Annotated in this window: 19 protein-coding genes; 8 read left to right on the top strand and 11 right to left on the bottom strand. The window is 72.3% G+C overall.

Features of this window, described 5'->3' with window-relative positions:
• Window positions 1-18: 18 nt before the first annotated feature.
• Window positions 19-1,689: a GMC oxidoreductase gene (locus IEZ13_RS15090; RefSeq protein WP_183221949.1), complete on the top strand. Its 1,671-nt coding sequence runs from the start codon at window positions 19-21 to the stop codon at window positions 1,687-1,689.
• On the top strand, window positions 1,686-3,116 hold the full coding sequence (locus IEZ13_RS15085) for a flavin-containing monooxygenase (RefSeq protein WP_183221950.1): 1,431 nt from the start codon (window positions 1,686-1,688) through the stop codon (window positions 3,114-3,116). Before IEZ13_RS15090 ends, IEZ13_RS15085 begins: the two co-directional genes overlap by 4 nt.
• Here IEZ13_RS15085 and IEZ13_RS15080 read toward each other — a convergent pair whose 3' ends face one another.
• The 8 genes from IEZ13_RS15080 to IEZ13_RS15045 all read right to left on the bottom strand — a co-directional run bounded on the left by IEZ13_RS15080 (window position 3,117) and on the right by IEZ13_RS15045 (window position 11,245).
• A complete protein-coding gene (locus IEZ13_RS15080) occupies window positions 3,117-3,719 on the bottom strand; it encodes a DUF6346 domain-containing protein (RefSeq protein WP_183221951.1) in 603 nt (200 codons plus the stop codon).
• A 13-nt stretch (window positions 3,720-3,732) separates the two neighbouring features.
• Window positions 3,733-4,722, bottom strand: coding sequence for a hypothetical protein (locus tag IEZ13_RS15075; protein ID WP_183221952.1), 990 nt, complete (start codon window positions 4,720-4,722; stop codon window positions 3,733-3,735).
• A complete protein-coding gene (locus IEZ13_RS15070; protein WP_183221953.1) occupies window positions 4,719-5,039 on the bottom strand; it encodes a hypothetical protein in 321 nt (106 codons plus the stop codon). The genes IEZ13_RS15075 and IEZ13_RS15070 overlap by 4 nt, the downstream gene beginning before the upstream one ends.
• Complete coding sequence (locus IEZ13_RS15065) at window positions 5,039-5,428, bottom strand: YbaB/EbfC family nucleoid-associated protein (protein ID WP_183221954.1); 390 nt, start codon at window positions 5,426-5,428, stop codon at window positions 5,039-5,041. The genes IEZ13_RS15070 and IEZ13_RS15065 overlap by 1 nt, the downstream gene beginning before the upstream one ends.
• A 151-nt stretch (window positions 5,429-5,579) precedes the next feature.
• Window positions 5,580-6,785 (bottom strand): globin domain-containing protein, encoded by a 1,206-nt coding sequence (locus IEZ13_RS15060; protein WP_183221955.1) that lies wholly within the window; start codon window positions 6,783-6,785, stop codon window positions 5,580-5,582.
• Between the two features lie 14 nt (window positions 6,786-6,799).
• Window positions 6,800-7,237, bottom strand: coding sequence for an RrF2 family transcriptional regulator (locus IEZ13_RS15055; RefSeq protein ID WP_183221956.1), 438 nt, complete (start codon window positions 7,235-7,237; stop codon window positions 6,800-6,802).
• A gap of 86 nt (window positions 7,238-7,323) precedes the next feature.
• The gene (locus IEZ13_RS15050) at window positions 7,324-8,745 is read right to left on the bottom strand and encodes a family 43 glycosylhydrolase (protein ID WP_183221957.1); all 1,422 of its coding nucleotides are present in this window, start codon (window positions 8,743-8,745) and stop codon (window positions 7,324-7,326) included.
• 10 nt (window positions 8,746-8,755) lie between these two features.
• Window positions 8,756-11,245, bottom strand: coding sequence for an alpha-L-arabinofuranosidase C-terminal domain-containing protein (locus IEZ13_RS15045; protein ID WP_183221958.1), 2,490 nt, complete (start codon window positions 11,243-11,245; stop codon window positions 8,756-8,758).
• A 324-nt stretch (window positions 11,246-11,569) separates the two neighbouring features.
• On the opposite strand from IEZ13_RS15045, the gene IEZ13_RS15040 reads away from it, so the two are divergent.
• From IEZ13_RS15040 to IEZ13_RS15025, 4 genes are all read left to right on the top strand, one after another.
• On the top strand, window positions 11,570-13,660 hold the full coding sequence (locus tag IEZ13_RS15040; RefSeq protein ID WP_183221959.1) for a PhoX family protein: 2,091 nt from the start codon (window positions 11,570-11,572) through the stop codon (window positions 13,658-13,660).
• Between the two features lie 78 nt (window positions 13,661-13,738).
• Window positions 13,739-14,425, top strand: a complete 687-nt coding sequence (locus tag IEZ13_RS15035; RefSeq protein ID WP_183221960.1) for a hypothetical protein — start codon at window positions 13,739-13,741, stop codon at window positions 14,423-14,425.
• 221 nt (window positions 14,426-14,646) lie between these two features.
• A complete protein-coding gene (locus IEZ13_RS15030; protein WP_183221961.1) occupies window positions 14,647-16,149 on the top strand; it encodes a glycosyltransferase family 39 protein in 1,503 nt (500 codons plus the stop codon).
• An 18-nt stretch (window positions 16,150-16,167) separates the two neighbouring features.
• The gene (locus IEZ13_RS15025) at window positions 16,168-17,106 is read left to right on the top strand and encodes a phosphoglycerate dehydrogenase (protein ID WP_183221962.1); all 939 of its coding nucleotides are present in this window, start codon (window positions 16,168-16,170) and stop codon (window positions 17,104-17,106) included.
• On the opposite strand, the gene IEZ13_RS15020 is transcribed toward IEZ13_RS15025, so the two are convergent.
• On the bottom strand, window positions 17,083-17,688 hold the full coding sequence (locus IEZ13_RS15020) for a helix-turn-helix domain-containing protein (RefSeq protein ID WP_183221963.1): 606 nt from the start codon (window positions 17,686-17,688) through the stop codon (window positions 17,083-17,085). The two genes, IEZ13_RS15025 and IEZ13_RS15020, sit on opposite strands and share 24 nt — an antisense overlap.
• Window positions 17,689-17,761: 73 nt before the next feature.
• Between IEZ13_RS15020 and IEZ13_RS15015 the strand changes: the two genes are divergently transcribed.
• A complete protein-coding gene (locus tag IEZ13_RS15015) occupies window positions 17,762-19,336 on the top strand; it encodes a bifunctional NAD(P)/FAD-dependent oxidoreductase/class I SAM-dependent methyltransferase (protein WP_183221964.1) in 1,575 nt (524 codons plus the stop codon).
• 109 nt (window positions 19,337-19,445) lie between these two features.
• Entirely contained in the window at window positions 19,446-24,740 is a 5,295-nt protein-coding gene (locus IEZ13_RS15010; protein WP_183221965.1) for a DUF3320 domain-containing protein, read from the top strand.
• Here IEZ13_RS15010 and IEZ13_RS15005 read toward each other — a convergent pair.
• Window positions 24,730-25,248, bottom strand: a complete 519-nt coding sequence (locus IEZ13_RS15005; RefSeq protein WP_183221966.1) for a DUF6879 family protein — start codon at window positions 25,246-25,248, stop codon at window positions 24,730-24,732. The genes IEZ13_RS15010 and IEZ13_RS15005 overlap by 11 nt on opposite strands.
• Before the next feature lie 74 nt (window positions 25,249-25,322).
• A complete protein-coding gene (locus tag IEZ13_RS15000) occupies window positions 25,323-26,534 on the bottom strand; it encodes an acyl-CoA dehydrogenase family protein (protein ID WP_183221967.1) in 1,212 nt (403 codons plus the stop codon).
• Between the last annotated feature and the right edge of the window lie 55 nt (window positions 26,535-26,589).

Here is a 26,589-nt window from a genome sequence, read left to right as displayed (position 1 = left end):
GGGTGTGATGGTACGGCGATGTCGTACGACTACGACGTCCTCGTCATCGGCTCCGGCTTCGGTGGCAGCGTGACCGCGCTGCGTCTCACCGAGAAGGGCTACCGCGTCGGCGTCCTCGAGGCCGGCCGCCGGTTCACCGACGAACAGTTCGCCAAGACGTCCTGGCGGCTGCGCGACTACCTCTACGCGCCCGCGTTCGGCTGCTACGGCATCCTGCGGCTCACGCTGCTCCGGGACGTGATGATCATGTCGGGCGCCGGGGTCGGCGGTGGCTCCCTGGGCTACGCCAACACCCTCTACGAGCCGCCCGACGCCTTCTACGCCGACCCGCAGTGGTCCGGCATCGCCGACTGGAAGTCCGAGCTGGCCCCCTACTACGAGCAGGCGAAACGCATGCTCGGGGTGACCGTGAACCCGGTCGAGACGGCCTCCGACCGGGCCCTGCGCGCGGTCGCCGACGACATGGGTGTGGGCCACACCTACCGGCACACCCCGGTCGGCGTGCTGTTCGGGGACGAGCCGGGCGTTCCGGTGGCAGATCCGTTCTTCGGCGGTGCGGGACCGGACCGCCGCACCTGCACCCTGTGCGGGTCGTGCATGACCGGCTGCCGGGGCAACGCCAAGAACACCCTGGTCAAGAACTACCTCTACCTCGCCGAGCGGGCCGGCGCCGAGGTGCACCCGCTCACCACGGTCCGTGCGGTGCGCCCGCGCGACGGCGGCGGCTACCTGGTGGAGACCCGGCGCACCGGCGGGCTCACGAAGCGGACCTTCACCGCCGAGCAGGTCGTCTTCGCCGGTGGCGCCCTCGGCACCCAGCGCCTGCTGCACCGGATGCGCGACCGGGGACTGCTGCCGGACGTCTCCCCACGGCTGGGCGAGCTCAGCCGTACCAACTCGGAATCGATCCTCGGAGCGCGCACCCGCCGCACGGACCGCGACTTCAGTCACGGGATCGCGATCACCTCCTCGATCCACCCGGACCCGGTCACCCACGTCGAACCGGTCCGGTACGGGCCCGGCAGCAACCTGCTGGCGCTGCTCGCCACGGCACTGGTCGACGAGGGCCGCCCGCGCTGGTGGCAGGCCGTCAAGACGATCGCGAAGGCGGGCCGGGACATGCGGCTCTACCTCTCCCCGCGGAAGTGGTCCAGCCAGACCGTGGTGCTGCTGGCCATGCAGCCGCTGGACAACTCGATCACCGTGCACACCCGGCGGGGCCTGTTCGGGCGGCGGATCACCAGCCGGCCGGGCATCGGCGAGCCGAACCCGGTGTGGGTGCCGGCCGCGCACGACGTGGCCCGCCGGGTCGCCGCCGAAGTGGACGGGGTGCCGACCGGCTCCTACACCGAACTGGTGGGCCGGCCGGTCACCGGGCACTTCATCGGCGGCTGCGCGATCGGCGCGGATCCCTCGCAGGGGGTCGTCGATCCGTACCACCGCCTCTTCGGGCATCCCGGGCTGCACGTCATCGACGGGTCGGTGGTGGCCGCCAACCTGGGCGTCAACCCGTCCCTGACGATCACCGCCCTGGCCGAGCGGGCGGTCGCGCTGTGGCCGAACGCCGGCGAGCCGGATCCGCGGCCGTCGTCCGGGTTCGCGCCGGTCGAACCGGTGGCGCCCCGCGAACCCGTGGTGCCCGCGTCCGCCCCCGCCGCGCTGCGGCTCACCATCGGACGGCGGCCATGACCCGCATCGCGATCGTCGGCGCCGGGTTCGGCGGGGTGGCGGTCGCCGCCGAGCTGCTCCGCGCCGGCTTCGACGACATCGTCCTGCTGGAGAAGGCGGACCGGGCCGGCGGCGTGTGGCGCGACAACACCTACCCGGGGTGCGCCTGTGACGTGCCGGCGCCGCTCTACTCCTACTCCCGCGCGCTGAACCCGGACTGGTCGCGCCGCTACCCGCCGCACGACGAGATCCTCGCCTATCTGCATCGTTGCGCGGACGTCTGGGGCGTCACCGAGCGGGTCCGCTTCGGCGCCGAGGTGGCTTCCGCCGCGTGGTCCGGCGACGGCTGGGAGATCATTCTTTCCGATGGGGATTCGGTACGCGCGGACGTGCTGATCCCCGCGGTAGGACAACTGTCGCGACCGTCGATCCCGGCGCTGCCCGGCGCGGAGAGCTTCGCGGGCGTCGCCGTGCACACCGCACACTGGACCCCCGGCGTCCCGGTCGCGGGCAATCGGGTCGCGGTCGTCGGCACCGGCGCCAGCGCCATCCAGCTCGTCCCCGCGATCGCCGGAACCGCCGCCCACGTCACCGTCTTCCAGCGCACCGCGCCGTGGACACTGCCCAAACCCGACCGTCGCTACGGCCGCCTCCGGAAGGCCGCCTACCGCCGGATGCCGTCGCTGATGCTGCTGTCCCGCGCCGCCACCTGGGGCCTCACCCTCGTCCCGGGCGCCGCCCTGACCGGCAACCGGGTGGTCAACGCCCTGGTCCGCGGCTACTCGTGGAGTCAGCGCCGCTGGCAGGTCCGCGACCCGGAGCTGCGCGCCAAGGTGACCCCGGACGAGCCGATGGGCTGCAAGCGGGTGCTGTTCACGAACGCCTGGCTGCCCACCCTGGCCCGCCCCGACGTCGACCTGGTCACCGAGAAGATCGTCGCGGTGACCCCGGACGGCGTCCGCACCGCCGACGGCGTGGACCATCCGTGCGACGTGCTGGTCTACGGCACCGGCTTCGCCGCCACCGAGTTCCTCGTCCCGATCCGGGTCACCGGCCGCGACGGCGCCGTGCTCGCCGACGAATGGCGGGACGGGGCGCACGCGTACCTGGGTCTCGCGGTGCCCGGCTTCCCCAACATGTTCCTGGTCTACGGCCCGAACACGAACACCGGCAACACCTCGGTGATCTACTTCCACGAGGCCCAGGCCAGGTGGATCACGCAGGCCGTCCGGCGGGTCGCGGCAGGCGACGATCTGGAGGTACGGCCTGAGGTCGCGGCCGCCTACGACGCCGAGATCCAGTCCCGCCTGGCCGGTTCGGTGTGGACGGCGTGCCAGAGCTGGTACCGCACCGCCGCCGGCCGCGTCGTCGCCAACTGGCCGGGCAAGGCCACCGAATACCGCCGCCGAACCACCACCCTCAACCGCGCCGACTTCCTCCCCCGTTGATCACCGTCGCCGGATCCGGAAGAGGTCGCGAATGAATCCGCGGACGATCAAGAGCGCGAACAGTCCCGGTAGGAGACCAGCCAGCGCGACGAACACGCCGATCCACTTGAGCCACGGCCGGTAGGGGGCGTCCTGCTTGGCGAGTTCCGTGCTGGTCCGGTACCTGCCCAGATCGCCGACGCGCACGTTCGAGCCGATGTCGGCCGAGGTGAAGACCCCGTCCTTGGTGAGCGAGCCGGTCGTTCCGTCGTCCCAGCGAATGGTGACGTCGCAGGTCTCCCAGTAGCCGAAGCCCTTTCCGGTGACCGGGCCGTGTCCCCGGCAGCGGTCGACGGTCGCCCAGCCGGCACGGCGGGCGTCGTCGAAGTCCCGGCCTGCCGACCTGACCAGCGTCATACCGGCCAGGAGGACGATCCCGGAGAGCATGATGATCGCCAGCAGGAACGAGACGTCACGCAACGGCCGGCTCCCGCGGCCGTCGACGACGTCGGAGTCCGGGCCAGCAGCTGCCACGCTCAGCTCCGCCTCGGCTTGGGCCTGTTCGGCTTCGAGCGCCCTTATCCTGGCGCGGTACTTGGCCCTCCAGTCGTCATCGGACCCCATGGTGCGCACCTCCTCAGAGCGGGATGTCGATGGGCGCCGGCTCCGGGTTGTCGTCCCTGGAGCTGTCTGCTGACTGTCCGGTGTTCTGTGAGCTGTTGGTCTCCGCCGCGGAGCGCCCGGTGTTGACGAGGACCTGACGCATCGGCCCGTAGACCCGCACGTCGCCCTCTCCCAGAACACGGTAGGCCTTCACCGGGCCGGTCCAACCTTGCCGGACCAGTTCCGTGGCCTCGGCCCGATGTGCCACCAGACGCAGGACGTCATTGTTCGACTTGCTGATCACCATGATCCATTCCTGCATTCTCTGAACGAACCGGCCGATCTCCTTGATCTTCAAGAAGAGCTGCTTCAGCACGCCCAGGATCTTCGTGCTCGTGTTGGCCACCAGCAGCGCGATCTCCGCTAGTGCCTTGGGCATGAGCAGGCCCGTGGCGACCTGCAGTGCTTTGGAAAGGATCGCGCCGACCACCTGGGCGACGATGTCGCGAATCGTATTGCGGGCCACACCGACGACGGCACCCAGCAGCGTTGTCACCCTGCCCATGCCGTCTGCGACCTTTCCCATCGCCTGGACAGCGTCGGCGTGCCCGCGAGCGCGTCTCCGATAGGCATCGGCTGACTCGGCCGCCCAGGCGGCGGTGGTGCGGTTGACATCCGCAACGAAGGCATCCGTCGCCTCGTAGATCCGCTTCTCCATGTTCTTCCACGTCGCGGCGTGGCCTTCGATCGACTTGGGATCACCCATCAGCCGGTCGAGCGGCTCGCGAAGGACCGCGACGTGCTCCATCGCCCAGCCCACACCGGCGGCGAACAACGTCTGAAGCGGATCGACGATGGCACCGAGGCCCGACATCAACGTGGCGGCGCCGTTGCCGATGGTGCCACCCGGGTCGAGGTTCGCGATGCCCTCCACCGTGCCACTGACCGACTCGAAGATGCCGGCGCCCTCGTAGAACTTCCGGCCACTCTCCGCCGCGATCAAGCCACCGTAGGGATCCGTCACCGCTCCGTCTCCCGGAATCTCAGGATGGCGGCCGCCTCGTCGTCGGTGAGGCCGATGTCCACGGTCATGGCGCGCAGTACGTCGGCGAGGTGCGAGGTCGCGTCGGTTCCGGTGCGCAACTCCTGGACGGCATACTCCTGCGCGATGTTGAGGATCGGCAGGATCAGCATGCTCGGCCACTCGCCGTAGACCGAGTCCTGCTGGTCGAGATACCCGGCGGCCGCGGTCACCTGATCGAGGATGTCCGCGATCTCGTCCACCTTGGTCGCATGGGCGTCAATGGCCGCAACATCGATGTGGAACTCGGGAACGGCCATCACCGACCACGCCCCTCGTGGCCGTCGGAGGGCTGGGCCGGGAACCGGTCGGCGTAGGTGCCGGCGACGAACGACGTGGTGGCCGAGTCGGCACCGAACATGCCCTTGACCAGGTCGGCCATCTCGTCGGAGAGCCGGGACTGGGCCCGCCGGCTGGTCGCCATGATGAGCCGCGCCAGGTCGTCCGGGGCGAGTCGCATCGCCTCGTCGGTCAACGTCAGGCCGCTCAGCCCGCCGGCGTGGTCGACGGTCACGGCGACGTCGCCGTCGCGGGACTCGGCCGAGGCGGTGACCTGTTGCATCCGCCGGCTCAGTTCCTGGGTGGTCTCGGTCTGCCGCTGGACGCGCCACTGCCAGTCGGCGAGCAGCTCCTCCGGGTCCTGTGGCATGGCTTCCCTCCCCGTCGGGACATGTACCGGTCGTCCTGGTACACACCCGCGAGCGGGAACGAGTTCATTACGCCGTTCAAGAACTGAGCCGACCTTGGACGGTGGCCCACCTGACGCGGTGGTCGATCGTCCAAGATCGGCTCAAGGCTTGTCAGGCGGCGACCGGGGCGGGGCGCCACTGCTCGGAGCCGAACACCTCGTACCGGATCCGCTCGTCGGGGATGCCCCGCCGGTGCAGGCCGGCCCGGACGGTCTGCATGAACGGCGCCGGGCCGCACAGGTACACCTCGGCGTCCGGGTGCACCGGGACCTGATCGGTGTCGATCAGGCCGGTGTGCGCGCCGGTGGGGCCGCCCTGCTCGTACCAGACGACCTCGCGGAACGAGCGGAGCCGGGCGCCGCTGCTGAGCATGTCGCCGCGCAGCGGGTGGCGGCCCGGGTCCCGGTCGGCGTGGACGACGGTCACCTCGCGGGTCGGCTGGGTCCGTGCCGTCTGCTCCAGGATCGCCGCCATCGGGGTGATCCCGACCCCGGCGCTGACCAGCAGCAACGGGGCGTCACCGGGGCGCAGGACGAGGTCGCCGTACGGCTGGCTGATCCGCAGCCGGTCGCCGGTGCCGACCTGGTCGTGCAGGAACGCGGAGACCACGCCGTCCGGGGCGCCGCCGCGGCCGCGGACCCGCCGGACGGTGATCCGCAGGGTGCCGCCGGTCGGCGCCTGGGACAGCGAGTACTGCCGCAGCTGACGGCCGGCGCCGGGCAGGTCGACGGCGACCGTCACGTACTGGCCGGGGTGATAGCCGGGGGCGGCCCGCAGGTCGGCCGGGACCAGCACGAGCGAGACCGTGTCGTGCGCCTCCTCGATCTTGTTGGCGACCGCGTAGGAGCGCCACGGGTCGGCGCCCTCGACCCCGGCCTCGGCGTAGAGACGCGCCTCCCGGCCGATCAGCTGCGCCGCGAACAGCCAGTACACCTCGTCCCACGCGGCGGCGATCTCCGGCGTGACGGCGTCGCCGAGCACCGTGCCGACGGCGCGCAGCAGGTAGCGGCCGACCATCGTGTACTGCTCGGGGCGGATGCCGAGGGCGCAGTGCCGGTGCGCGATCCGGTCCACCACGTGCTCGAACGCCACGCCGGACGGTCCGGCGCCGATGAGGTGCGCGGCGTACGCCGCGACCGCCCCGGAGAGCGCGCTGCGCTGCTCGCCGGTGGCCTGCGCGCTGCGGCTGAACAGGTTCAGCAGCTCCGGGTTCTCCCCGATCATCGTCTCGTAGAAGACGGTGGTGATGGCCTCGAGATTCTCGCCGACGACCGGGAGCGTCGCCTCGACGATCGGGGCGCTGGATGCGGACAGCATGAGGGGTCTCCTCTTCACTGGGGAGATCGGCCGAGGGTCAGGAGCACCTGCCGGACCGGGGGAGCGGCCAGGTCGCCGATCGTGATGGGGTCGAGCGAGGCGTAGAACGCCTCCTGTGCGACTCGCAGCGCGCCCCGCAGCCGGCAGCCGGCGTTGAGCGGGCACGGTGTCTCCCCGCCGCAGTCGACCACCTCGGTGTCGCCCTCGAGCTCGCGGACCAGGCCGCCGATGGACGCGCCCGCGGCGCCGGTCGCCAGCCGGACGCCGCCGTTGCGGCCGCGCACGGTGTCGAGCAGGCCGAGGTGCTGCAACCGCTGGACCACTTTGGCGAGGTGGTTGCGGGGAACCGCCACCGAGTCGGCCAGCACGTCGATGGTGAGCAGGTCGTCCGGCCGTGCGGCGGCGAGCATCAGGACGCGGAGGCCGATGTCGGTGGAGCGGTTCAGTCGCACGTGCCGACCGTACTAAAAGAGGTATCTCAAAGTCCTGTTTTGAGCCATAGATCACGGAGGGGGCGGACCCCCTCCGTGATCAGGGACTAGCTGAGCTTGAAGACCGTCGCCTTCGCGGCGACCGTGATCTGCCCGCCCTGGTGCCGCAGGTACCGGCCGGGCGCGACCCGGATGGTGACGCCACCCTTGGCCGCGATCCGGGTGACCGGGGTGCCGGTGGCGCCCAGCCCGACGGTCGTGCCGCTGACCACGAGGAACCTCGTGGGCTGGTCGACCGACTGGATCGTCTCGGCGCCGTCCGTCCCGGCCACGAACCGGAACTGGGTCAGCTCCAGCTCGCGCGGCGCGTGCGCGGCCCGGATCACCTCGCCCTCGTGCTTGACGAACGAGCGCGGCGCGTCGGACGGCGACAGGCGCACGATCGGCCCGCCCGACCCGACCGGGATGCCGAACAGCGGCGTCCCGTCCTCGTGCCAGTAGAGCTTCTGCACCCGGGTGTGGCGGTTGGGGTCGTTCAGCGGGTCGCCGACGATCTGCTTGTAGTCGCGGGCGTGGTAGACCAGCACGTCGGTCTCCCCGTCCTCGGCCACCGTGAACGAGTTGTGCCCGGGGCCGAAGCGGGAGGTCTCGTCGTTGGAGACGAAGATCGGGTCCGGGTGCTTGGTCCAGCTCTCCCGTTTCAGGAGATCATCGTTGGCGGAGGCGGAGAGCAGGCCCATGCAGTAGTTGGCGTCGGTCGCGCTGGCCGAGAAGGTGATGAAGACCTTCCCGTTGCGGATCAGCACGGCCGGGCCCTCGTTCACCCGGTAGCCGATGATCTCCCAGCTCTTCGTGGGCGTGGTGATCCGGGTCGGCTTGGTTCTGAACGTCCACGGGTTCGCCATCTCGGCGATGTAGAGGCTCGTGTTGACCGCGATCTCCGGCTCGCTCTGGGCCCACACCAGGTACTGCCGCCCGCGGTGGGTGAAGCTGGTGGCGTCCAGGGTGAAACCGTCCCACTCGGTGACCAACTGGCCCTTGAGGGTCCAGCCGGCCGGGTCGCGCGGGTCGTCGAGCGCGGACTCCATCACGTACGTCCGGATCCGGAACACGTTCCCGGCGTCGCCGGCGGCGAAGTAGATGTACCACTTCCCGCCGATCCGGTGCAGCTCCGGCGCCCAGATGTGGCCGCCCATGGTGCCGCTGGTGGGGCGGCGCCAGATGACGGTCTCCTCGGCCCCGGCGAGGCCCGCGATGGTGGTGGCGCCGCGCACGACCAGGCGGTCGTACTCCGGCACCGAGCCGGTGAAGTAGTACATGCCGCCGACCGGCTTGGTGATCCAGGGGTCGGCGCGCCGGCTGATCAGCGGGTCGATGGTGGGCACTCCGTAGATGGCGGCGTCATCGGGCAGCGGGCCCGGCTGCGGGGCGCCTTCCGCGCCGCTCGCGGCGAGCGCGCCGAGAGCTCCGGCGCCGGCCACCCCGAGAGAACCCCGGAGCAGCGTACGGCGATGCAGTGCGAACGTCATGTCCACGTCCTTATCGGGTCTTGATCCGGAGGAAGGTGACCGAGTTCGCCGGGAACTCGCGGGTGAACGTGGCGGCGATCCCGCTGACGGTGCTGGTGACCGGCAGGATCGGCTCGGCCGAGCGGGTGTTCTGCTCGCCCGGGTCACCGGTGATCACGGTCTGCTTCGCGGTGCGGGCCACCTTGCGCCCACCCAGGTCGATCTTCGTGACGGCCGGGGTGTCCTGCGCGTTGACGACCTTGACGATCAGCTCGCCGGTCCTCGTGTCCTCCGTGACGACCTGGGCGAACGGCTCGGTGACGGCGTTGTCGTCGAACGAGCCCCACTCCACGCCGTCCAGGAACAGGGTGACCTTCGTACCCCGTACCGAAATCTTCAGGTCGTAGGTCTTGCCCGTGGTCACGCTGTTGGGCTTGGTGAGGATCTGCTCCTTGGCGGAGGTGATCCCCTTCTCGATGGCGCCCTGGGTGTTGTTCCAGCCGCCCAGGTTCCACCAGTAGAACTGGCCGGTCTCCTGGATGCCGAACGCGACCAGGAAGCCCTCCGCACCGGCCGTCTTGGTGGCCTTCAGCGTGTAGTCGTAGTCGGTCGCGCTGATCGTCGCGCCCTTGACCATGGTGTCCTCGGTGTCCGTGGTCGTCTGGGTGTAGGCGCCGTTGGTCACCGCCCAGGCGCCGCGGTTGGTCACCGAGGTCCAGCCGTCCGCGTTGCCGTCGTTGAAGTCGTCGCTGAACAGCACGGTGCCGTCCGGGCTGGTGACCTTGACGTCGTCGTAGGTCGCGGCGGTCCGCCAGGTGGAGAGCCCGACCCCGCCGGTGATCGGCTTCGGCTGGAGCACGTTGCCGGTGGTGGTGGTCGGCACGACCCGGTCGCCGACGTTGTTCATGAAGAGCTTCTGCACCTGGTAGCTGGTGGAGCCCCACGACTCGTCGTTGTCGAACCAGATCATGTCCGGCTTCCACTGCACGTTGTCGATGTTGGCGAGCAGCGGCGCGTAGGAGGCCATCCGCACCACGTCGGCGTTGCGCTCCAGGCCGGTCATGTAGGCGGCCTCGGCCAGCGAGTTGAACAGCTTGGCGTCCAGCGACGCGTATTCGCCCAGGAAGACCTGGGGGCCGCTCCGGTCGTACGCGTCATATCGCCTGTTGTTCTGCAGGAACCACGACGGGCTGTTGTAGTAGTGCTCGTCGACCATGTCCGAGCCGTGCGCCCGGTTCTTGGCCCACAGGTTCTCGAACGTCGAACCCTGGTCGTCCGGGCCGGAGTTGCTGACCACCGTGATGTCCGGGTACTTCGCCTTGATCGCGGACTCGAACCTGAGGAAGTTCGCCCAGTACTCCTCGGGCAGGTTCTCCTCGTTGCCGATGCCGAGCGTGGTGAGGTGGAACGGCTTCGGGTGGCCCATGTCGGCGCGCACCTTGCCCCACGTGGTGGTGGGCGCGCCGTTGGCGAACTCGATCAGGTCCAGAGTGTCCTGGATGTACTGCTGGAGCAGCGCCTCGTCCACGGTGGCCCGGTTCTGGCCACAACCGGTCACCAGGGCCGGCAGCACCGGCAGCGGCATGGCGCCGATGTCCTCGGAGAACTGGAAGTACTCGTAGTAGCCGAGGCCGTAGCTCTGGTTGTAGCCCCAGAAGTTCTTGTTGGTGGCCCGCGTCTCGACCGGCCCGACGGTGTCCTTCCACTGGTAGGACCGGGCGCGCGGGTAGTTGTTGGCGGCCGTGTACTGGTACATGCTGCCGGTGTTGACGAGGCAGCCGCCCGGGAAGCGGACGAAGCCCGGCTTGAGCGCCGCGATCTTCTCGGCCAGATCCTTGCGCAGGCCGTTCGCCCGGCCCTTGTAGGTGTCCCGCGGGAACAGCGAGATCTCGTCGAGGCGCGCGCTTCCGGAGGCCTTCACCGAGAGCCGTGCCACGTCGCTGGTCGCGGTCGCCTGCAGGGTGCCCGTGTACTTCTTCCACGTGTCACCGGCGACCGAGAGCGTCAACGGCGCGGCCAGTGCCGTTCCACCGGCCGTGTGAAGGCCGACCTCCAGCGAGGTGGTGGCGTCCGCACGGGCCCAGACCGAAAAGTCGTATCTGCCGGACTTCTTGACCGCGAGGCCGGTGTTGTAGCCGGCGTTGGTCAACCCGGCCTCTCCGGTGACACGCAGGTAGTTGCGGTTGCGCTCGTCGAGCCGCTGGTCGTCGTTGGTCACCACGGCCGATCCGGTGGCCGCCCACGCGGTCAGTCCGTGGTAGCCGGACGCGTCGGTGCCGTTGAACTCGAACGAGCGGTTGCGGACCAGTTCGGCGTAGAGACCGCCGTCGGCGGCGTAGTTGATGTCCTCGAAGAAGACGCCGTACATCGACTTGGGGATCGCGGCTCCGGTCGCGTCCGGGTTGACCGTGATGGTGTAGTCCGGTTCGACCGCCACGGCGGCGACCGGCGGGGCGACCGCGAGCGGGAGCGAGACCAGTACGGCGGCCGCGCCCACGAGACGATAGGGGATTCGGGGCATGAAGAGTCCTCCGGTGCGGATCGCAACGGTTTCGGAAGCGTTTCCGATATAGGGGCTCCGCAATGTGTACGCAAACATCGACAGGGCTGTCAAGTGTTTCGCGACCAGGATTTGCAGCGCTGCAACCGCAGGACCTCGATCTTGTTAACGTTAACCAGCGGCCTGGGCTCCACCCGGTTCTCCGGGCAGTCACGTGCGGAGGACGTTCATGCCTCGTTCACCTCGGTGGCACCTCTGCGGGGTGGTAGCCGTACACCTGGGCTTTTAGCGTCCGGGCAGCCCGTCACCGAGCGCGGTGACGTGAGACCGAGGAGAACAGAACCGATGCCGGACCTCAACCGCCGCCTGCTTCCGCTGCTGGGACACAGCGGTGGCAGTCGCGACGCGATGACCTGTCTGTACCGATGCGGCAACGCGTGTGACCACCCCGTGCCGAACGAGTCGGCCAACCCCTACCTCGGAGACGTCGTCAACGCCGAGATGAGCCGCCGCGGCGTGGTCCGGGCCGGCGCCGTCGGAGCGATGGTGCTCGGCTTCGGCGGCTCGGCGCTCGCCGCCGCCGGCCCTGCCGCGGCCGCCCCGGTGGAGACCGCCCGCCACGGTGGCCGGGCCGGCCGGCTCACCTTCGAGACGGTCGCCCCGAACACCCTGGACCAGGTGACCATCCCGGCCGGGTACCAGTCGTCCGTGGTGATCCGCTGGGGTGACCCGGTGGAGCCCGGCGCGCCGGCGTTCGACGTCGACAGGCAGACGGCGGCCGCCCAGTCGAAGCAGTTCGGCTACAACAACGACTTCGTCGGCGTGATCCCGGTCCCCGGTGAGCGGGACCGGGCGCTGCTCGTGGTGAACCACGAGTACACCAACGAGGACCTGATGTTCCGTGGCTTCACCACCATGGACGCCCTCACCGTCGAGCAACTCAGGATCGCCATCGCGGCGCACGGCCTGTCCGTGGTCGAGATCGAGCGGGTCGGCCGCACCGGCCGGTGGAAGCCGGCCACGAGCCGCCGGCTGCGCTGGAACCGCCGGATCACGGCGCTCGCGACCGAGTTCGAGCTGACCGGCCCGGTGGCCGGCTCGGCGCCGGTCAGGACCGCCGCCGACCCGTCCGGCCGGATCGTCATCGGCACGCTGAACAACTGTGCCGGCGGCGTCACCCCGTGGGGCACCGTGCTCTCCGGCGAGGAGAACTTCAACCAGTACTTCGTCGGCGGTGACGCGGTGGCGGCCGACGTCAAGCCGAAGCTCAACCGGTACGGCATCAGCACCACCGCCCGCTACCCCAGCAGCAGCCGCAAGTGGGACCGGGCCCAGGAGCGCTTCGACCTGGCCCTGCACCCGAACGAGGCGAACCGGTTCGGCTGGATCGTCGAGGTCGACCCGTTCGACCCCGAGGGCCGTCCGCGCAAGCACACCGCCATGGGCCGCTTCAAGCACGAGGGCGCCAACGTCATCGTCGCCAGGAACGGCCGGGTCGTCGCGTACATGGGTGACGACGAGCGGTTCGACTACCTGTACAAGTTCGTCTCGGACAAGAAGTACATCGACAGCGACTCGCCGTGGGCCCGCCGGCACAACCTGACCCTGCTGGAGTCGGGCACGCTCTACGTCGCCAAGGTCACCGGCGACAGCGACCCGGTCGAGATCGACGGCACCGGCAAGCTGCCCACCGACGGGAAGTTCGACGGCCGGGGCGAGTGGATCAAGCTGGTGTCCGGCAACACGTCGTACGTTCCCGGCATGACCGCGATCGACGTGCTCACCTTCACCCGCCTGGCGGGCGACGCGGTCGGCGCCACCAAGATGGACCGCCCCGAGGACGTCCAGCCGAGCCTGCGGACCGGCAAGATCTACGCGGCGATGACCAACAACACCAACCGCGGTGTCGGCACCAGCGCCAAGGCGGACGAGGCCAACCCGCGCAACGCCAACAAGCACGGCCACATCTTCGAGATCACCGAGGACCGGGGCGACCACACCGGCGCCACCTTCACCTGGCAGCTGCCGATCGTGTGCGGTGACCCGGCCGCGGCCGACACCTACTTCGGCGGGTACGACAAGGCGGCGGTCTCCCCGATCTCCTGCCCGGACAACGTCGCCTTCGACAGCGCCGGCAACCTCTGGATCTCGACCGACGGCAACGCGCTGGGCAGCAACGACGGTCTCTTCGCGACGCCGGTCGAGGGCCGGGAGCGGGGCCACCTGCGCCAGTTCCTCACCGTGCCGAAGGGCGCCGAGACCTGCGGCCCCTTCATCACCTCCGACGACCGCTCGGTGTTCGTGGCGGTCCAGCACCCCGGCGAGATCACCGGCGCGTCGGTGGACAAGCCCGCCTCGGTCTGGCCGGACGGCGACTTCGCCAAGCCCGGCGTCGTGGTGACCTGGCGTAAGGACGGCGGCCCGGTCGGCAGCTGATCCACCGAGGTCCCACCCGGACGGCCGCGGCGTACCACGCCGCGGCCGTCCTGGCGTCCACTTTCTACGGTGATCTTCGTGAACGCGTACCACGCCGCCGCCCGGCGCCCACTCCCGGCTCTTCTCGCCGCCCTGCTGGTCGCGGTGATCACCGGCGTCGCGGTGCAGACGGTCGACCAGCCGATGATCTGGTCCCTGCTGCTGCTCGGCTCGTTCCTACTGGCACTGGTCCTGTGCGTGATGGGCATCCTCCTGCGTGACCGGTCCGGCGTCCCGCTGGCGCCGACCGGGGAGATGGCGTTCGAGACACCGGTGTCGCCCTATGCCACCTGCCTGGCCGCCGCCCATACCCTCATGTGGGTGCCGCTCGGCATCTCCGAGACGGTCGGCGACCTGGTCCGGGGAGAGCTGGAGTGGCCCCGCGACGTGTTTATCGCCCTGTTCGCGGCGCTGTTGATCGTCACCGCCTGGATCATGGCCCTGCTCTCCCGCGGCATCCGGGTGGAGGCCGCCGGGGTGTGGCGGCGCGGACCGTGGCGCGACCAGATGATCCGCTGGGACGAGCTCACCGTGCCGGGCGCGATCACCGCCGGCGGCCGCCGGTGGATCCCGGCCGTCCGCTTGCGCCGGGCGAGCGGCCGTACGATCCTGGTGCCGACCCCGCACCCCGGCCGGCTGGCCACGATCCTCCGGGAGTACGCCGCGGACCCCGGCCGCCGGGCCGCCATCGGCACCGTCGCTGAATCGGGGCGAATCGCCCGGTGACGTCCCGCATTCGGGCCATCATCGGGTGATGATCATCGGGGGGTCGCCGAGCCCGCCACGGTCACCGAAAGCGCGTGGCCCACGGCTCAAAAGGGCGACGAAGTGATCCGTACGGCCCTGGCCGGCGTGTACCTGAGCGTCCAGGGGCCGTAACACCTGCGGGGGTGACAGGTTTGACCGAGACGCGGACGACGACCAGGGCGGACGTTTCCGATCCGCGCGTGGCACCGCCGCGCCCGGCCGCCGGCGGCGACGTCCCGGGGCCCGGGCGGCGCCGGCCACGGGTGGCCGCGTGGCTGCTGCGGATCCTGCCGGCCGCGGTGCCCGGCGTGCTGATGCTCGGCATCGCCCTGATCCAGGCCGGCCGGCCCACGCTCAGCTGGGACGAGGTCACCTCCGCGGAGATGGCCTCCCGGTCGGTGCCGCAGATCCTCGCCACGATGCCGAACATCGACGCCGTCTTCGGGTTCTACTACCTGCTGCTGCACTGGTGGACCGGGCTGGCCGGCACGTCCGAGGTGGCCCTGCGGCTGCCCTCGATCGTGGCCATGGCGGCCGGCGTGGCGGTCACCGCCGAGCTGGGTAGACGCCTGTTCACCCCACTGGCCGGGCTGGTCGCCGGACTGATCCTGTGCGTCGTGCCGAACACCTCCCGGTACGCGGCCGAGGCCCGCCCGTACGCCTTCGCCTGCTTCTTCTCGGTCCTGGCGCTGCTCCTGCTGGTGGAGGCGATCCGGCGCGGCGGCGCGTACCGGTGGATCGCCTACGGCCTGAGCGTGCTGATGCTGGGTCTCTTCCACCTGGTCGCCCTGACCACCCTGGTGGCGCACGCCGCCCTGGTCGCCCTGCAACCCGGCGGGAGGCGCCGCCGACGCGCCCCGATCTGGGGCGGCACGGTGCTGGCCGCCCTGCTGCCGCTCACCCCGATCGCCTGGCTGGGCCTGCGCCAGCAGGACGTCCAACTGCACTGGGTCGAACCGATCACCGTGCGCGGCATCGCCGGCATGCCGGCCGGGATCGCCGGCTCGCGGGAGGTGGCCTGGTTCCTGATCGGCATGGTGGCGCTGGCCTCCTGGCGGCCGCTGCGCCGCCTGGTCCCGGTCGCGCTGCTCGCCCTCGGCCCGCTGACCGTCCTGGCCGCCGTGTCGTACCTGGTCTCGCCCATGTGGGTGGCCCGCTACCTGCTGGTGGTGCTGGCCCCGGTGGCGATCCTGGCGGCGGTCGCGCTGACCGGTGGCCGGGACGGCTGGGCCCGGTTCACCGTGCCGCGGGTGGTGACGGTGCTGCTGGTGCTCGCCGCGGTGGCGGTGCCGGGACAGCGAGCGGTCCGGGCCCAGACCGCGAAGAACGGGCCGGACTATCAGGCCATCGCCAGGATCATCGGCCGGGAGGCCCGGCCCGGGGACGTGGTGGTCTACCCGGCCGGGAACCGGGCGATCCGGGCCGGCACGGACCACTACCTGGCCGGAGAGCCGGTCGTCCCGGCCGACCCGCTGGTGCGGGTCCCGTCGGCGGAGACCGGTACGCTGATCGCCGAGGAGTACCCGGACGCGGCCGCCCGGGTGGCCGGCGCCCGCCGGGTCTGGCTGGTTCACGGGAGCCGGGTCACCGACCCGCTCACGACCCGGCCGGAGCTGCGCGGGATGCTGACCGGCGGTTACCGCCAGGTCGATCTCTGGCAGCCCAAGCGGGCCACCGTCGCGCTCTACGAACTACGGGGCTGAGCTGGCAGGCTGACCGCCATGAAGGTTCTGCTGCCCGACACCGTCCCCCTCGACCCAGACCTGCCCGCCGGCGTGACCACCGCCGTCTACGACGTCCGCCGCCCGGTCCCCGACGAGCACACCGACGCCGAGGTCCTGGTGGTGTGGGGCAACACGCCGGAGAACCTGTCCGACGCCGCCCAGCGGCTCAAGGGGGTCCGCTGGGTGCAGACGCTCGCCGCCGGGCCGGACGCGGTGCTGGCCGCCGGGTTCGCCGCCGGCGTGGTGGTCACCGCCGGGCTGGGGCTGCACGACCGGACCGTCGCCGAGCACACGCTGGGCCTGGTGCTGGCCGCCGCCCGCAGGCTCAACCGGCTGGTCCGGGCGCAGATCGGCCGCCGCTGGGCGGGCGAGTGGGGCGGCCTGCAACCGGTGGACGAGCCGGGCGCGTTCCGTACGCTGCGCGACGCGAACGTGGTGATCTGGGGTTTCGGCGGGATCGCGGCGAGGCTGGCCCCGCTGCTCGCCGCGCTGGGCGCGCGGGTGACCGGGGTGGCCCGCGGCGCCGGCGAGCGGCACGGCTTCCCGGTGGTGACCGGCGCCGACCTTCCCGGCCTGCTGCCGGAGACCGACCTGCTGATCAACATCCTGCCGGCCACGCCGGAGACGGCCGGCGTCCTGGGCGCCGCGATCCTGGACCGGCTGCCCGCGCACGCCTGGGTGGTGAACGTGGGCCGCGGCGCCACCCTGGACGAGGACGCGCTGCTGGCCGCGATCCGGGCCGGGCGGCTCGGCGGTGCGGCCCTGGACGTCTTCGCCGAGGAGCCGCTGCCGGTGACCTCCGGCCTGTGGGACGAACCCGACGTGATCATCACGCCGCACGCCGCCGGCGGCCGTCCGGAGGGCGCGTCCGCACTGCTCGGCGAGAACCTGGCGGCCTACCTCTCCGGCGGCTCACTGCGCAACGTCGTCTCCTGACCCGCGGGTCGAGCGGGCGCGCACGTGCACCCGCTCACCCTGCGGCCCGAAGATGTTGAGCACCTCGGCCGGCTCCGGGCCGGGGTTGAGGATCGCGTGCGGCAGCCGGGTGTCGAACTCGGCCGCCTCGCCCGGGGTGAGCACCAGGTCGTGGTCGCCGAGCAGCAGCCGGACCCGCCCGGACAGCACGTAGAGCCACTCGTAACCCTCGTGGGTCTGCTGTTCCGCCCCGCACGCCCCCGGTTCGGGCGGCAGGATCTGCTTGAAGGCCTGCAACCCGCCCGGCCGCCGGCTGAGCGGGACGTACGTGTGCCCGCCCCGCCGGATCGGCCGCGCCCGGACCCGGGGGTCGCCGGTCTCCGGCGCGTCCACCAGTTCGTCGAGGGTGACCTGGTACGCCCCGGCCAGCGGCAGCAGCAACTCCAGCGTGGGGCGGCGGCTGCCCGACTCGAGGCGGGACAGCGTGCTCACCGAGATCCCGGTGGTCTCGGCCAGCCGGGTGAGCGTGATCTCCCGCCGCTGGCGCAGCTCGCGCAGCCGGGGCCCGACGGCGGCGAGCGCGGACTCCAGGTCTTTTGCCATAACAGCAACAGTAGTTGCCGTCCTGCCGCAGTGTTGGGCACGGTGAGCGGGAGAGGCGAGAGAGGAGTACGCCGTGGAGGAGCAGACGTACGACGTCGTGGTGATCGGCGGCGGCGCGGCCGGACTGAGCGGAGCCCTGGCCCTGGCCCGGTCCCGGCGGTCGGTGCTCGTCGTCGACAGCGGGGAGCCGCGCAACGCCCCGGCCGCGCACATGCACAACTACCTGGGCCGGGACGGCACACCCCCGGCCGAGCTGCTCGCCGCCGGCCGGGCCGAGGTCCTCGGCTACGGCGCCGAGCTGCTGACCGGCCGCGCCGAGTCGGCGGTCCGTGACGGCGACGGGTTCCGGGTGGCGATCGACGACGGCCGGCTGGTCCGCGGGCGGCGCCTGCTGGTCACCACCGGCCTGGTCGACGAGCTGCCGGACATCCCGGGGCTGGCCGGACGGTGGGGCCGGGACGTGGCGCACTGCCCCTACTGCCATGGGTGGGAGCTGCGGGACAGGCGGATCGGCGTGCTGGCGACCGGGCCGCTGAGCCTGCTCCAGGCGCAGATGTGGCGGCAGCTCAGCCCGCACGTGCTGATCCTGCTCAACGGCCGGCCCGCGCCCGGCGCCGAGCAGGCCGAGGAACTGGCCGCCCGGGGCATCCCGGTGGTGGCCGGCGAGGTGGTGGGCGTGGAGGTGTCCGGCGACCGGATGACCGGGGTGCGGCTGGCGTCCGGCGAGACGATCGCGGTGGACGCGCTGGTGGCCGGGCCCCGGTTCACCGCCCGCTCCGGGGTGCTGGAGTCGCTCGACCTTCCCGCCGAGCCGTTCGAGATGCACGGGCATGTGCTGGGCAGCCGGATCCCGGCCGACGAGACCGGGGCGACCCGGGTGCCCGGCGTGTGGGTGGCCGGAAACGTGACGAACCTGGGCGCTACCGTCGTGGTGGCCGCCGCGGGCGGGCAGACCGCCGCCGCCGCGATCAACATGGACCTGATCGCCGAGGACACCCGGCGGGCGGTGGACGCCTACCGGGAGCGGATCTCCACCATGTTCACCGAGGAGGCCTGGGAGCAGCGCTACCGCGGCAGGGACGCGATCTGGAGCGGGCGGCCCAACCCGCAACTGGTCGCCGAGGCGCCCGGGCTGACCCCGGGGCGTGCCCTGGACGTGGGCTGCGGCGAGGGCGCCGACACGGTGTGGCTCGCCGAACGCGGCTGGGAGGTGACCGGCGTGGACATCTCGACCGTCGCCCTGGAGCGGGCCGCCGGGCACGCGGCCGGGGCCGGGGTGGCCGAGCGGGTCACGTTCCGGCACGCGGACCTGCGCGCCGACCCGCCGGGGGAGGCGTACGACCTGGTGTCCGCCCAGTTCATGCACCTGCCGCCGGAGGAGCGCCGCGAGCTGTACGCCCGGCTGGCCGCCGCCGTGGCCCCGGGCGGCACCCTGCTGGTGGTCGGCCACCACCCGTCCGATCTGGCCACCTTCGCCCGGCACCACTTCCCGGACATGCTGTTCACCGCCGAGGAGATCGCCGCGGAACTCGACCCGGAGGCGTGGAAGGTGGTCACCGCCGAGGCCCGCCCCCGGACGGCGACCGACCCGGACGGCCGGGTGATCACCGTCCGGGACGCGGTTCTGGTGGCGCGGCGTCAGGGCTGACCCCGGACAGCGGCCGCAGTCGGTGTACTTGTCCGAGTTTTCCGGGCCGAGTTCCGGCTAACCGGGCGAATCGCCAGCATGGCTGCGGCTGCCTTGCTGCAATGGGCACATGCGGCCGGACGATCCTGAACGACACCCCGATCCGGGCGAGGACGCCCGGGCGGCGCTCGCGGCCTGGCGGGACGGGCTCGTCGATCCGGGCGGCGCCGACCGCCTCGTCAACCTGCCACGCGGCGGCGCCGACCTGGTGGAGATCGTCTCCCCGAACCCGGCCGGAGTCGTCGAGGCGCTGCGCCACGGCCGGGACTGCACCCTGTCCGGGGCCGGGGCGGAGAAGGGCGGCCTGCGTACCGACCTGCCGGACGGGGTGCTCCGGCCGCTGCTGCGCCGCCTGCGCCGGCAGACCCGGCTCGAACGGGCCGACCGCGGGGTGGACGTGCTCTACCTGGCGGCCGGGCTGCTGCACTGGCAGGACGACGACGGCGCCGGCTACGCCAGCCCGCTGCTGCTGATCCCGGTCGACCTGGTCGTCCTCGGCCCGGGCGAGGTGCCCCGGCTGCGCGCCGGCAGCGGCGACCCGCTGGTCAACCCGGCCCTCGCCGCCCGGCTCGCCCGCCTCGGCGTCACCCTGCCCGAGAGCGGCGACCTGGCCGGAGTGGACATCGCGGCGCTCACCGCCGAGGTCGCCGCCGCCGGCGCCGGCCGGCCCGGCTGGCGCACCGCCGACCTGGCCGTGCTGGCCCGCTTCGACCCGGCCGTCGAGGCGATCCGCCGCGACCTGACCGAGAACGAGGACCGGATCCTCGCCCACCCGGTGGTCCGGGCGCTGGCCACCGCCGCCGGCACCGAGGGCGCGTTCGCCTTCGCCCCGATCACCGCGGACGAGATCGACGTGCTCGTCCCGCCCGACGACGTGCCACTCGTGCTGGACGCCGACGCCGGGCAGCGCGCCTGCGTGGCCGCCGCCTGCGAGGGCCACAGCTTCGTCGTCGACGGCCCGCCCGGCACCGGCAAGTCGCAGACCATCGCCAACATGGTCGGCGCGCTCGCCCACGCCGGGAAACGGGTGCTGGTCGTCTCCGAGAAGGCGTCCGCCCTGAACAGCGTCCAGCACCGGCTGGCCGACACCGGGCTCGGCAACTACCTCCTCGACCTGCACGGCGACCGGGTGTCCCGCCGGCACGTCGCGGCCACGCTGGCCGCCGCCCTGGAGGCGGACCCGCTGCCCGGCACCCCGATGGGCGACGAGGAACGTCAGGAGCTGCGGGACCGGCGGGAGCGGCTCAACGCGTACGCCGAAGCCGTCAACGAGATCCGCCACCCACTCGGCCGCAGCCTGTACGAGGTGGCCGGCCGATTCGCCCGGCTGGCCGGCCTGCCGGAGGCGCCGGCCCCGGCCCTGCCGGCCGCCGCCCTGACCGACGAGGTCCTGGACCGGATCCGTGACGCCGCCCACCGCCTGGCCGGGGCCTGGCGCCCCGCCACCGAACGCAGCGGCTACCGCTGGCGCGAGGTCGCCGAACGCGAACCGCTCGATGAGGCCCTGCTGGAGGCCCAGCTCGCCCTGGAGGAACTGGCCGGCGCCGTCGCCGTGAACGGGCCCATCGCCGCCGCCTTCCACCTGCGGGCGCCGGACGACGCGGCCACCCTCGGGGAGATCGCCGAACACGCCGCGCAGCGCCCGCCCGGCGTCGCCGACCAGTGGCTCACGGCGAACACCCTGCGCCCGGTCCGGACCGCCGCCGAGGAACTCGCCCAGCGCATCGACGTGTCCCGCCGGGCCGCCGAGGCGGTCCGCAACCGGGCCGGTGTCGGCTGGGAGACCCTGGCCGCCCCGATGGACCTGCACACCCTGCCCGAGCCGCCCCGGCTGAACCCGCCCGCGGTCCGGCTCGAACCGCTCACCGCGGAGGAGGCCAAGGCGCTGGCCGGCCGGTTCGCCGCGGACGCCGACGAGCTGGAGCACCAGCAGAAGAACCTGGAGCGGGCCACCGTCCGGCTCGGACTGCCGGACGTGGTCACCTTCTCCGACGTCGAACTGGTGCACCTCGTCGCCGAGCTGGGCGGCCGCCCGGACAAGCCGGAGAAGGCGTGGTTCGCCCCCGGCGCCCAGTCCGCCGTGCACAACGCCGCGAGCACGCTGCGGCTGCACATCGACGCGGTCGCCGCGGCCCGCGCCGCCGCGCACGAGATCTTCACCGGCGCGGTGCTCACCGAACCGGTCGAGGACCTCGCCGAGCGGTTCGCCACCCAGCACCGCGGCGCCCGCAAGCTGCTCGCCCCGTACCGGCGCGACCGGGAGACGGTGGCCGGGTTCATCCAGCCGGGTGTCACCGTCGACGATGCGGTCGCCGAACTCGGGCTGGCCGTCGCCTGGCGGCGCGCCCAGGAGGGCCTGATCGCCGCCGAGAGACAGCACGCCGGCCTGCTCGGGCGCTTCTGGGAACGGGCCGACACCGACTTCCCGGCGATCGGCCGGGCCCTCCAGACGGCCAGCGAGGTGCTGCGGGTCACCCCGCCCGAGGCGCTGCCCGCGGTCATCGACTACGTCTGCGCCGTGCACCCGGCCGACGACCTGGTCCGGGCCGTCACCGAGGCCCGCGACGTGTTCCGGTACTGGCGGGGCACCCTGCGGCCGGAACCCGACCCGGCCGGGCGGCCGGAACTCGGCCACGGCCCGGTGCAAGAGGCGGTCGCGTGGCTGCGTGCCCAGGTGGCGCCGCTGCGCGACACCGCCGCGATCCTGCGGCAGCTCGGCGACGCCGTCGGCCGCGACCTCAACGGCGCCGAGGCGGCCGGGATCATCGAGGTACGGCAGGGCGTGATCGAGGCCGAGGACGCGTTCGCCGCCGCGAGCCGGTCCTTCGAGAACACCCTCGGGCCGGTGTTCCACGGACGGCACACCGACCTGCGAGCCCTCGAGGACGCCATCGAGTGGACGGCGCACGCCCGTACGTTGCGCACCGGCACCGACTCCGCGCTCACCGGCGAACAGGCCGAGGCGCTGACCGCGGGCCGCCCCGCCCCCGACCTGACCCCGGCGCTCACGGCATGGCAGGAGGCCCGGCAGCGCATCCTGGACGCCTTCGGCCCGGCCCGGCAGGTCCGGCTCGGCACCACCCTGGACCGCTACGAGACCGCCCACGACCTGCTGCGCGACCTGCTCGACGACGACACCGGCCAGCAGGAGTGGTTCCAGTACCTGGAGGCGCGCGCGGTCCTCGCCGAGTACGGGATGGACACCGTCGTCGACTTCTGCGCCGACCACGCGGTGGACGTACAGCGGCTCGGCGACGTGCTGGAACGCAGCGCGTACCGGGCGTGGACCGACCACGTCCTGGCCGAGGACGAGCGGCTCCTGCCGGTCGCCGGGGTCAACCGCGACGAGCTGGCCGCCGGGTTCCGCCGCCTGGACTCCGAACTGCTCACCGACGCCGCCGAAGCGGTCATCGAGGTGCTCGGCCGGCGGCGGCCGGAGGTCACCGGCGGTGACGGCGCCGCGCTGATCCGCGCCGAGGGCCTCAAGAACGACGGCCACCTCCCGGTACGCGACCTGCTCGCCGGCGCCTGGGACACGGTCGCCGCCCTCAAACCGTGCCTGGTCATGCCGCCCGCCGAGGTGAGCCGCCTGCTGCCGGCCGAGGCGTCCTTCGACGTCGTGGTGATCGACGAGGCGTCCCGGATGACCCCGGCGGCCGCGGCGGCCTGCGCCTACCGGGGTGCGTCCCTGGTGATCGTCGGCGACGACGCCCAGCTGCCACCGGCCGGCGACCAGCCGTCGGTGCTGGTGGTGGCGAACGACTGCGGCGCGTTCACCCGGCTCGCCCTCACCTGGCACTACCGCAGCCGGCACGAGAGCCTGATCGCCTTCGCCAACCAGGCCTTCTACCAGGGCCGGCTGAACACCTTCCCGAGCCCGCACCCGTCCGGCGAGGATCTCGGCGTCCAGCTCCACCCGGCCGCGGACACGGGCGAGGCCCGCCTGGTCGCCGAACGGGTCCTGCACCACCTGACCACCCGGCCGTCGCTGTCGCTGGGCGTCGTGACGCTCACCGCCGGCCACGCCGACGAGATCGCCGACGCGGTCGAGGCCGAACTGGCCGGGCGCCCCGACCTGGAGGGCTTCCTCGGCGACTTCGTGGTCGAGGGCGCCGAGACGGCACAGGGCGACGAACGCGACGTGATCATCCTGTCCACCGGCGCGAGCCTGGACGCGGCCGGCGGCCCCACCGGCGCACGGCGGCTCGCCGTCGCCGTCACCCGGGCCCGGCACCGGGTCGAGGTGGTGTCGGCGATCGGCGCCGGGGACCGTGAGGAACCCGCCGACGAGGGGGAACGCCAGCTCGCCGCGTACCTCGACTACGCCGAGCGCGGCGGGCCGGCGCCCACCGAGCAGGAGCCCTCCCCGATCGAGGAGTCGATCCGGGAGACCCTGGAGAACTGGGGCTACCCGGTGCACACCCGGTCCGGCGCGGGCCGCTACCGGGTCGAGATCGGGGTGCGCCACCCGGACGACACCCGCGAGTCGTACGCCCTCGGCGTCCGCTGCGACGGCCCCGGCTACCAGCTGCCCCCGGTCGCCCGGGACCGGGACCGCCTGCACGAGCAGGTGCTGCACAGCCTCGGCTGGCACCTGCACCGGATCTGGTCGGTCGCGTGGTACCACGACCGGGAGAACGAGGAGGCCCGGCTCCGGACGGCTGTCGAGAGCGCCCTGGCCATCCCGGACGTCTTCGCCGAGACCGAGGACGAGACGCTGACCGCCCGCCCGGCGCAGCGGCCCGAGTGGGCGCTGCCCTACGAGCGCGCCGTGATCGAGCCGCTGCCGGCCACCACCCGCCTCGCCGACGCGGTGGCCCGGCAGCTGCTGATCGAGGCCGTCGAGCGGGTCGCCGAGGTGGAGGGCCCGGTGCACCTGGCCACGCTGACCCGGCGGATCCGTGACGGCTGGGGCATGTCCCGCGTCACCCAGCAGGTCAAGGCGGCGATCGAGACGGCCGTACGCGACTCCCGCGCCGGCTTCGACGGCACCTTCGTGACCGCCCCGGACGCCCCCATCCCGGCCGTGCGGGTGCCCGGCGACGGGGTCACCCGCAAACCCGAGCAGGTCGCCGACTCCGAGATCCAGCTCGCCCTGGAGTATCTGGTCCTCGACGCCGGCCTGGTCGAGGGGGAGGACCTGCTGGCCGCGGCCGGGCGGCTGTTCGGCTGGAGCGGCAACCGGGCGGGCGCGGCCCGGCTCGCGGCGATGCTCGACGACCTGGTCGAGGCGGACCGGCTGATCGCGCACCGCAACGGGCTGATCGCCGCCCCGGCGAACGACCTGCTCGACCTGCCCGACCCGGCGATGCTGCCGCGCCGGGAGGAGGCCGGCCGGCCGGTGTGGACCGAGGTCAACCTTTGACGTAGTCGTCGTGCGGGGTCCCGGCGGTCCACAGGGTCGTCCGGGTCCGTGCGCAGTGCCGGACGATCGCCGGATCCTCGGTGAGCGCGCCCCCGGCGAACCCGCCGTCCGGACCGAACAGGCTGAACACCACCCGGCGGTCGTCGAACAGCCAGAAGTCGTCGAAGGCGACCGCCAGCCCGCCCGCCTCGGGCCGGGGCAGCCAGCGGATGTCCTCGCCGGCCTCGACGTTGAACCCGGAGATGCTCAGCAGCCACCGCGTGTAGTCCAGATGAGGCACCGGCACCACCCGCAGCCGCCGGACGCTGCGGCCCGCGTCGGTGACCTCCCGGACCAGCTCCAGCCACGGCCGCTGCCAGCCCAGGTCATCCGGTTCGCCGTCGAGGAACCGCTGGAACGGCGCCGACTCCTCCCGCGTGTGATAGACGTCCTGCACCTCCAGGTGGAACGCCGTCCGTTCGAAGGACCGGAACAGCCCGTCGAACGCGTCACCCCGAAGCAGCCGCATGCGTCCCACCTTGACCACAGTGGACGAGACCGGTCCAGCCCGCCCGTGACGTTGACGCACGTGGAGGGAAAACGTCAGCGGATCTGCACGCCCGAGATGGCGCGTGCGATCACCAGCCGCTGGATCTCCGAGGTGCCCTCGAAGATCGTGTAGATCTTGGCGTCCCGGAACATCCGCTCCACCGGATGCTCCCGCAGGTAGCCGGCGCCGCCGAGGATCTGCACCGCCTTCTCGGTGACCGCGACCGCCACCTCACCGGCCTTCAGCTTCGACATCGAGCCCTCGCCGGCGGTGAACGGCCGCTCGTTGCGGCCCATCCACGCCGCCCGCCACACCAGCAGCCGGGCCGCGTCGATCTCCATCCGCATGTCGGCCAGCGCGAACGCGACCGCCTGGTTCTCGATGATCGGGCGACCGAACTGGACCCGGGTCTTCGCGTACTCCAGCGCGTACTCGTAGGCGGCCCGGGCGATGCCGATCGCCTGCGCGCCGACCGCCGGCCGGGACAGCTCGAAGGTCCGCATCGCCGCCTGGCCGGACCGCTTCTGCCCCTCACGCGCCTTGGCGAGCCGCTTGTCCAGCGCCTCCTTGCCGCCGAGCAGGCAGCTGCCGGGCACCCGGACGTCGTCGAGGAACACGTCGGCCGTGTGCGAGGCCCGCAGCCCCAGCTTCTTCAGCTTCTTCGTCCCGGTCAGGCCCTTCGTCCCGGGCGGCACGACGAACGCGGCCTGCCCCCGGGAACCCAGCGACGGGTCGACACTGGCCGTCACCACGTGCACGTGGGCGATCCCGCCGTTGGTGGCGTACGCCTTCTGCCCGCTGATCACCCACTCGTCGGTCGCCTCGTGGTAGACCGCCCGGGTCCGCATCGACGCCACATCCGAACCGGCCTCCGGCTCGGTGCTGCAGAACGCGCCCACCCTGGGGTCGGCGGCGTCACCGAAGCACTGCGGCACCCACTCGACCAGCTGATCCGGCGTACCCGAGCCGAAGATCGCGGCCACCGCGAGTGAGGTGCCGGAGATCGCCATGCCGATGCCGCCGTCGCCCCAGAACAGCTCCTCGTTGGCGACCGGCAGACTCAGCCCGGACGTGTCCGACCAGGTGTTGGCGAGGAACTCGAACCCGTACAGGCCGATCTTCGCGGCCTCCTGGAGGACCGGCCAGGGAGTCTCCTCCCGCTCGTCCCACTCCGCGGCCGCGGGCCGGACCACCGACGCGGCGAACCCGTGCACCCAGTCGCGCAGCTCGCGCTGTTCGTCGTTGAGGTCGAGCCAGAACTCCACGGTCAGCCCCTCCGCCGGCAGGTTAACTCGCCGGTAACCTTACGAGGGCGTAACT

Source organism: Actinoplanes campanulatus, from assembly GCF_014647795.1.
Classification (GTDB): Bacteria; Actinomycetota; Actinomycetes; order Mycobacteriales; family Micromonosporaceae; genus Actinoplanes; species Actinoplanes campanulatus.
The sequence above is the reverse complement of the archived record's forward strand: the minus strand, read 5'-3'. Positions and strand labels throughout refer to the sequence as shown.

Excerpts from the sequence above, each read along its gene's own strand:
- IEZ13_RS15090 (WP_183221949.1), top strand. The coding sequence starts at position 19 with ATGTCGTACGACTACGACGTCCTCGTCATCGGCTCCGGCTTCGGTGGC.
- IEZ13_RS15085 (WP_183221950.1), top strand. The coding sequence starts at position 1,686 with ATGACCCGCATCGCGATCGTCGGCGCCGGGTTCGGCGGGGTGGCGGTC.
- IEZ13_RS15080 (WP_183221951.1), bottom strand. The coding sequence starts at position 3,719 with ATGGGGTCCGATGACGACTGGAGGGCCAAGTACCGCGCCAGGATAAGG.
- IEZ13_RS15070 (WP_183221953.1), bottom strand. The coding sequence starts at position 5,039 with ATGGCCGTTCCCGAGTTCCACATCGATGTTGCGGCCATTGACGCCCAT.
- IEZ13_RS15065 (WP_183221954.1), bottom strand. The coding sequence starts at position 5,428 with ATGCCACAGGACCCGGAGGAGCTGCTCGCCGACTGGCAGTGGCGCGTC.
- IEZ13_RS15060 (WP_183221955.1), bottom strand. The coding sequence starts at position 6,785 with ATGCTGTCCGCATCCAGCGCCCCGATCGTCGAGGCGACGCTCCCGGTC.
- IEZ13_RS15050 (WP_183221957.1), bottom strand. The coding sequence starts at position 8,745 with ATGACGTTCGCACTGCATCGCCGTACGCTGCTCCGGGGTTCTCTCGGG.
- IEZ13_RS15045 (WP_183221958.1), bottom strand. The coding sequence starts at position 11,245 with ATGCCCCGAATCCCCTATCGTCTCGTGGGCGCGGCCGCCGTACTGGTC.
- IEZ13_RS15040 (WP_183221959.1), top strand. The coding sequence starts at position 11,570 with ATGCCGGACCTCAACCGCCGCCTGCTTCCGCTGCTGGGACACAGCGGT.
- IEZ13_RS15025 (WP_183221962.1), top strand. The coding sequence starts at position 16,168 with ATGAAGGTTCTGCTGCCCGACACCGTCCCCCTCGACCCAGACCTGCCC.
- IEZ13_RS15020 (WP_183221963.1), bottom strand. The coding sequence starts at position 17,688 with ATGGCAAAAGACCTGGAGTCCGCGCTCGCCGCCGTCGGGCCCCGGCTG.
- IEZ13_RS15010 (WP_183221965.1), top strand. The coding sequence starts at position 19,446 with ATGCGGCCGGACGATCCTGAACGACACCCCGATCCGGGCGAGGACGCC.
- IEZ13_RS15005 (WP_183221966.1), bottom strand. The coding sequence starts at position 25,248 with ATGCGGCTGCTTCGGGGTGACGCGTTCGACGGGCTGTTCCGGTCCTTC.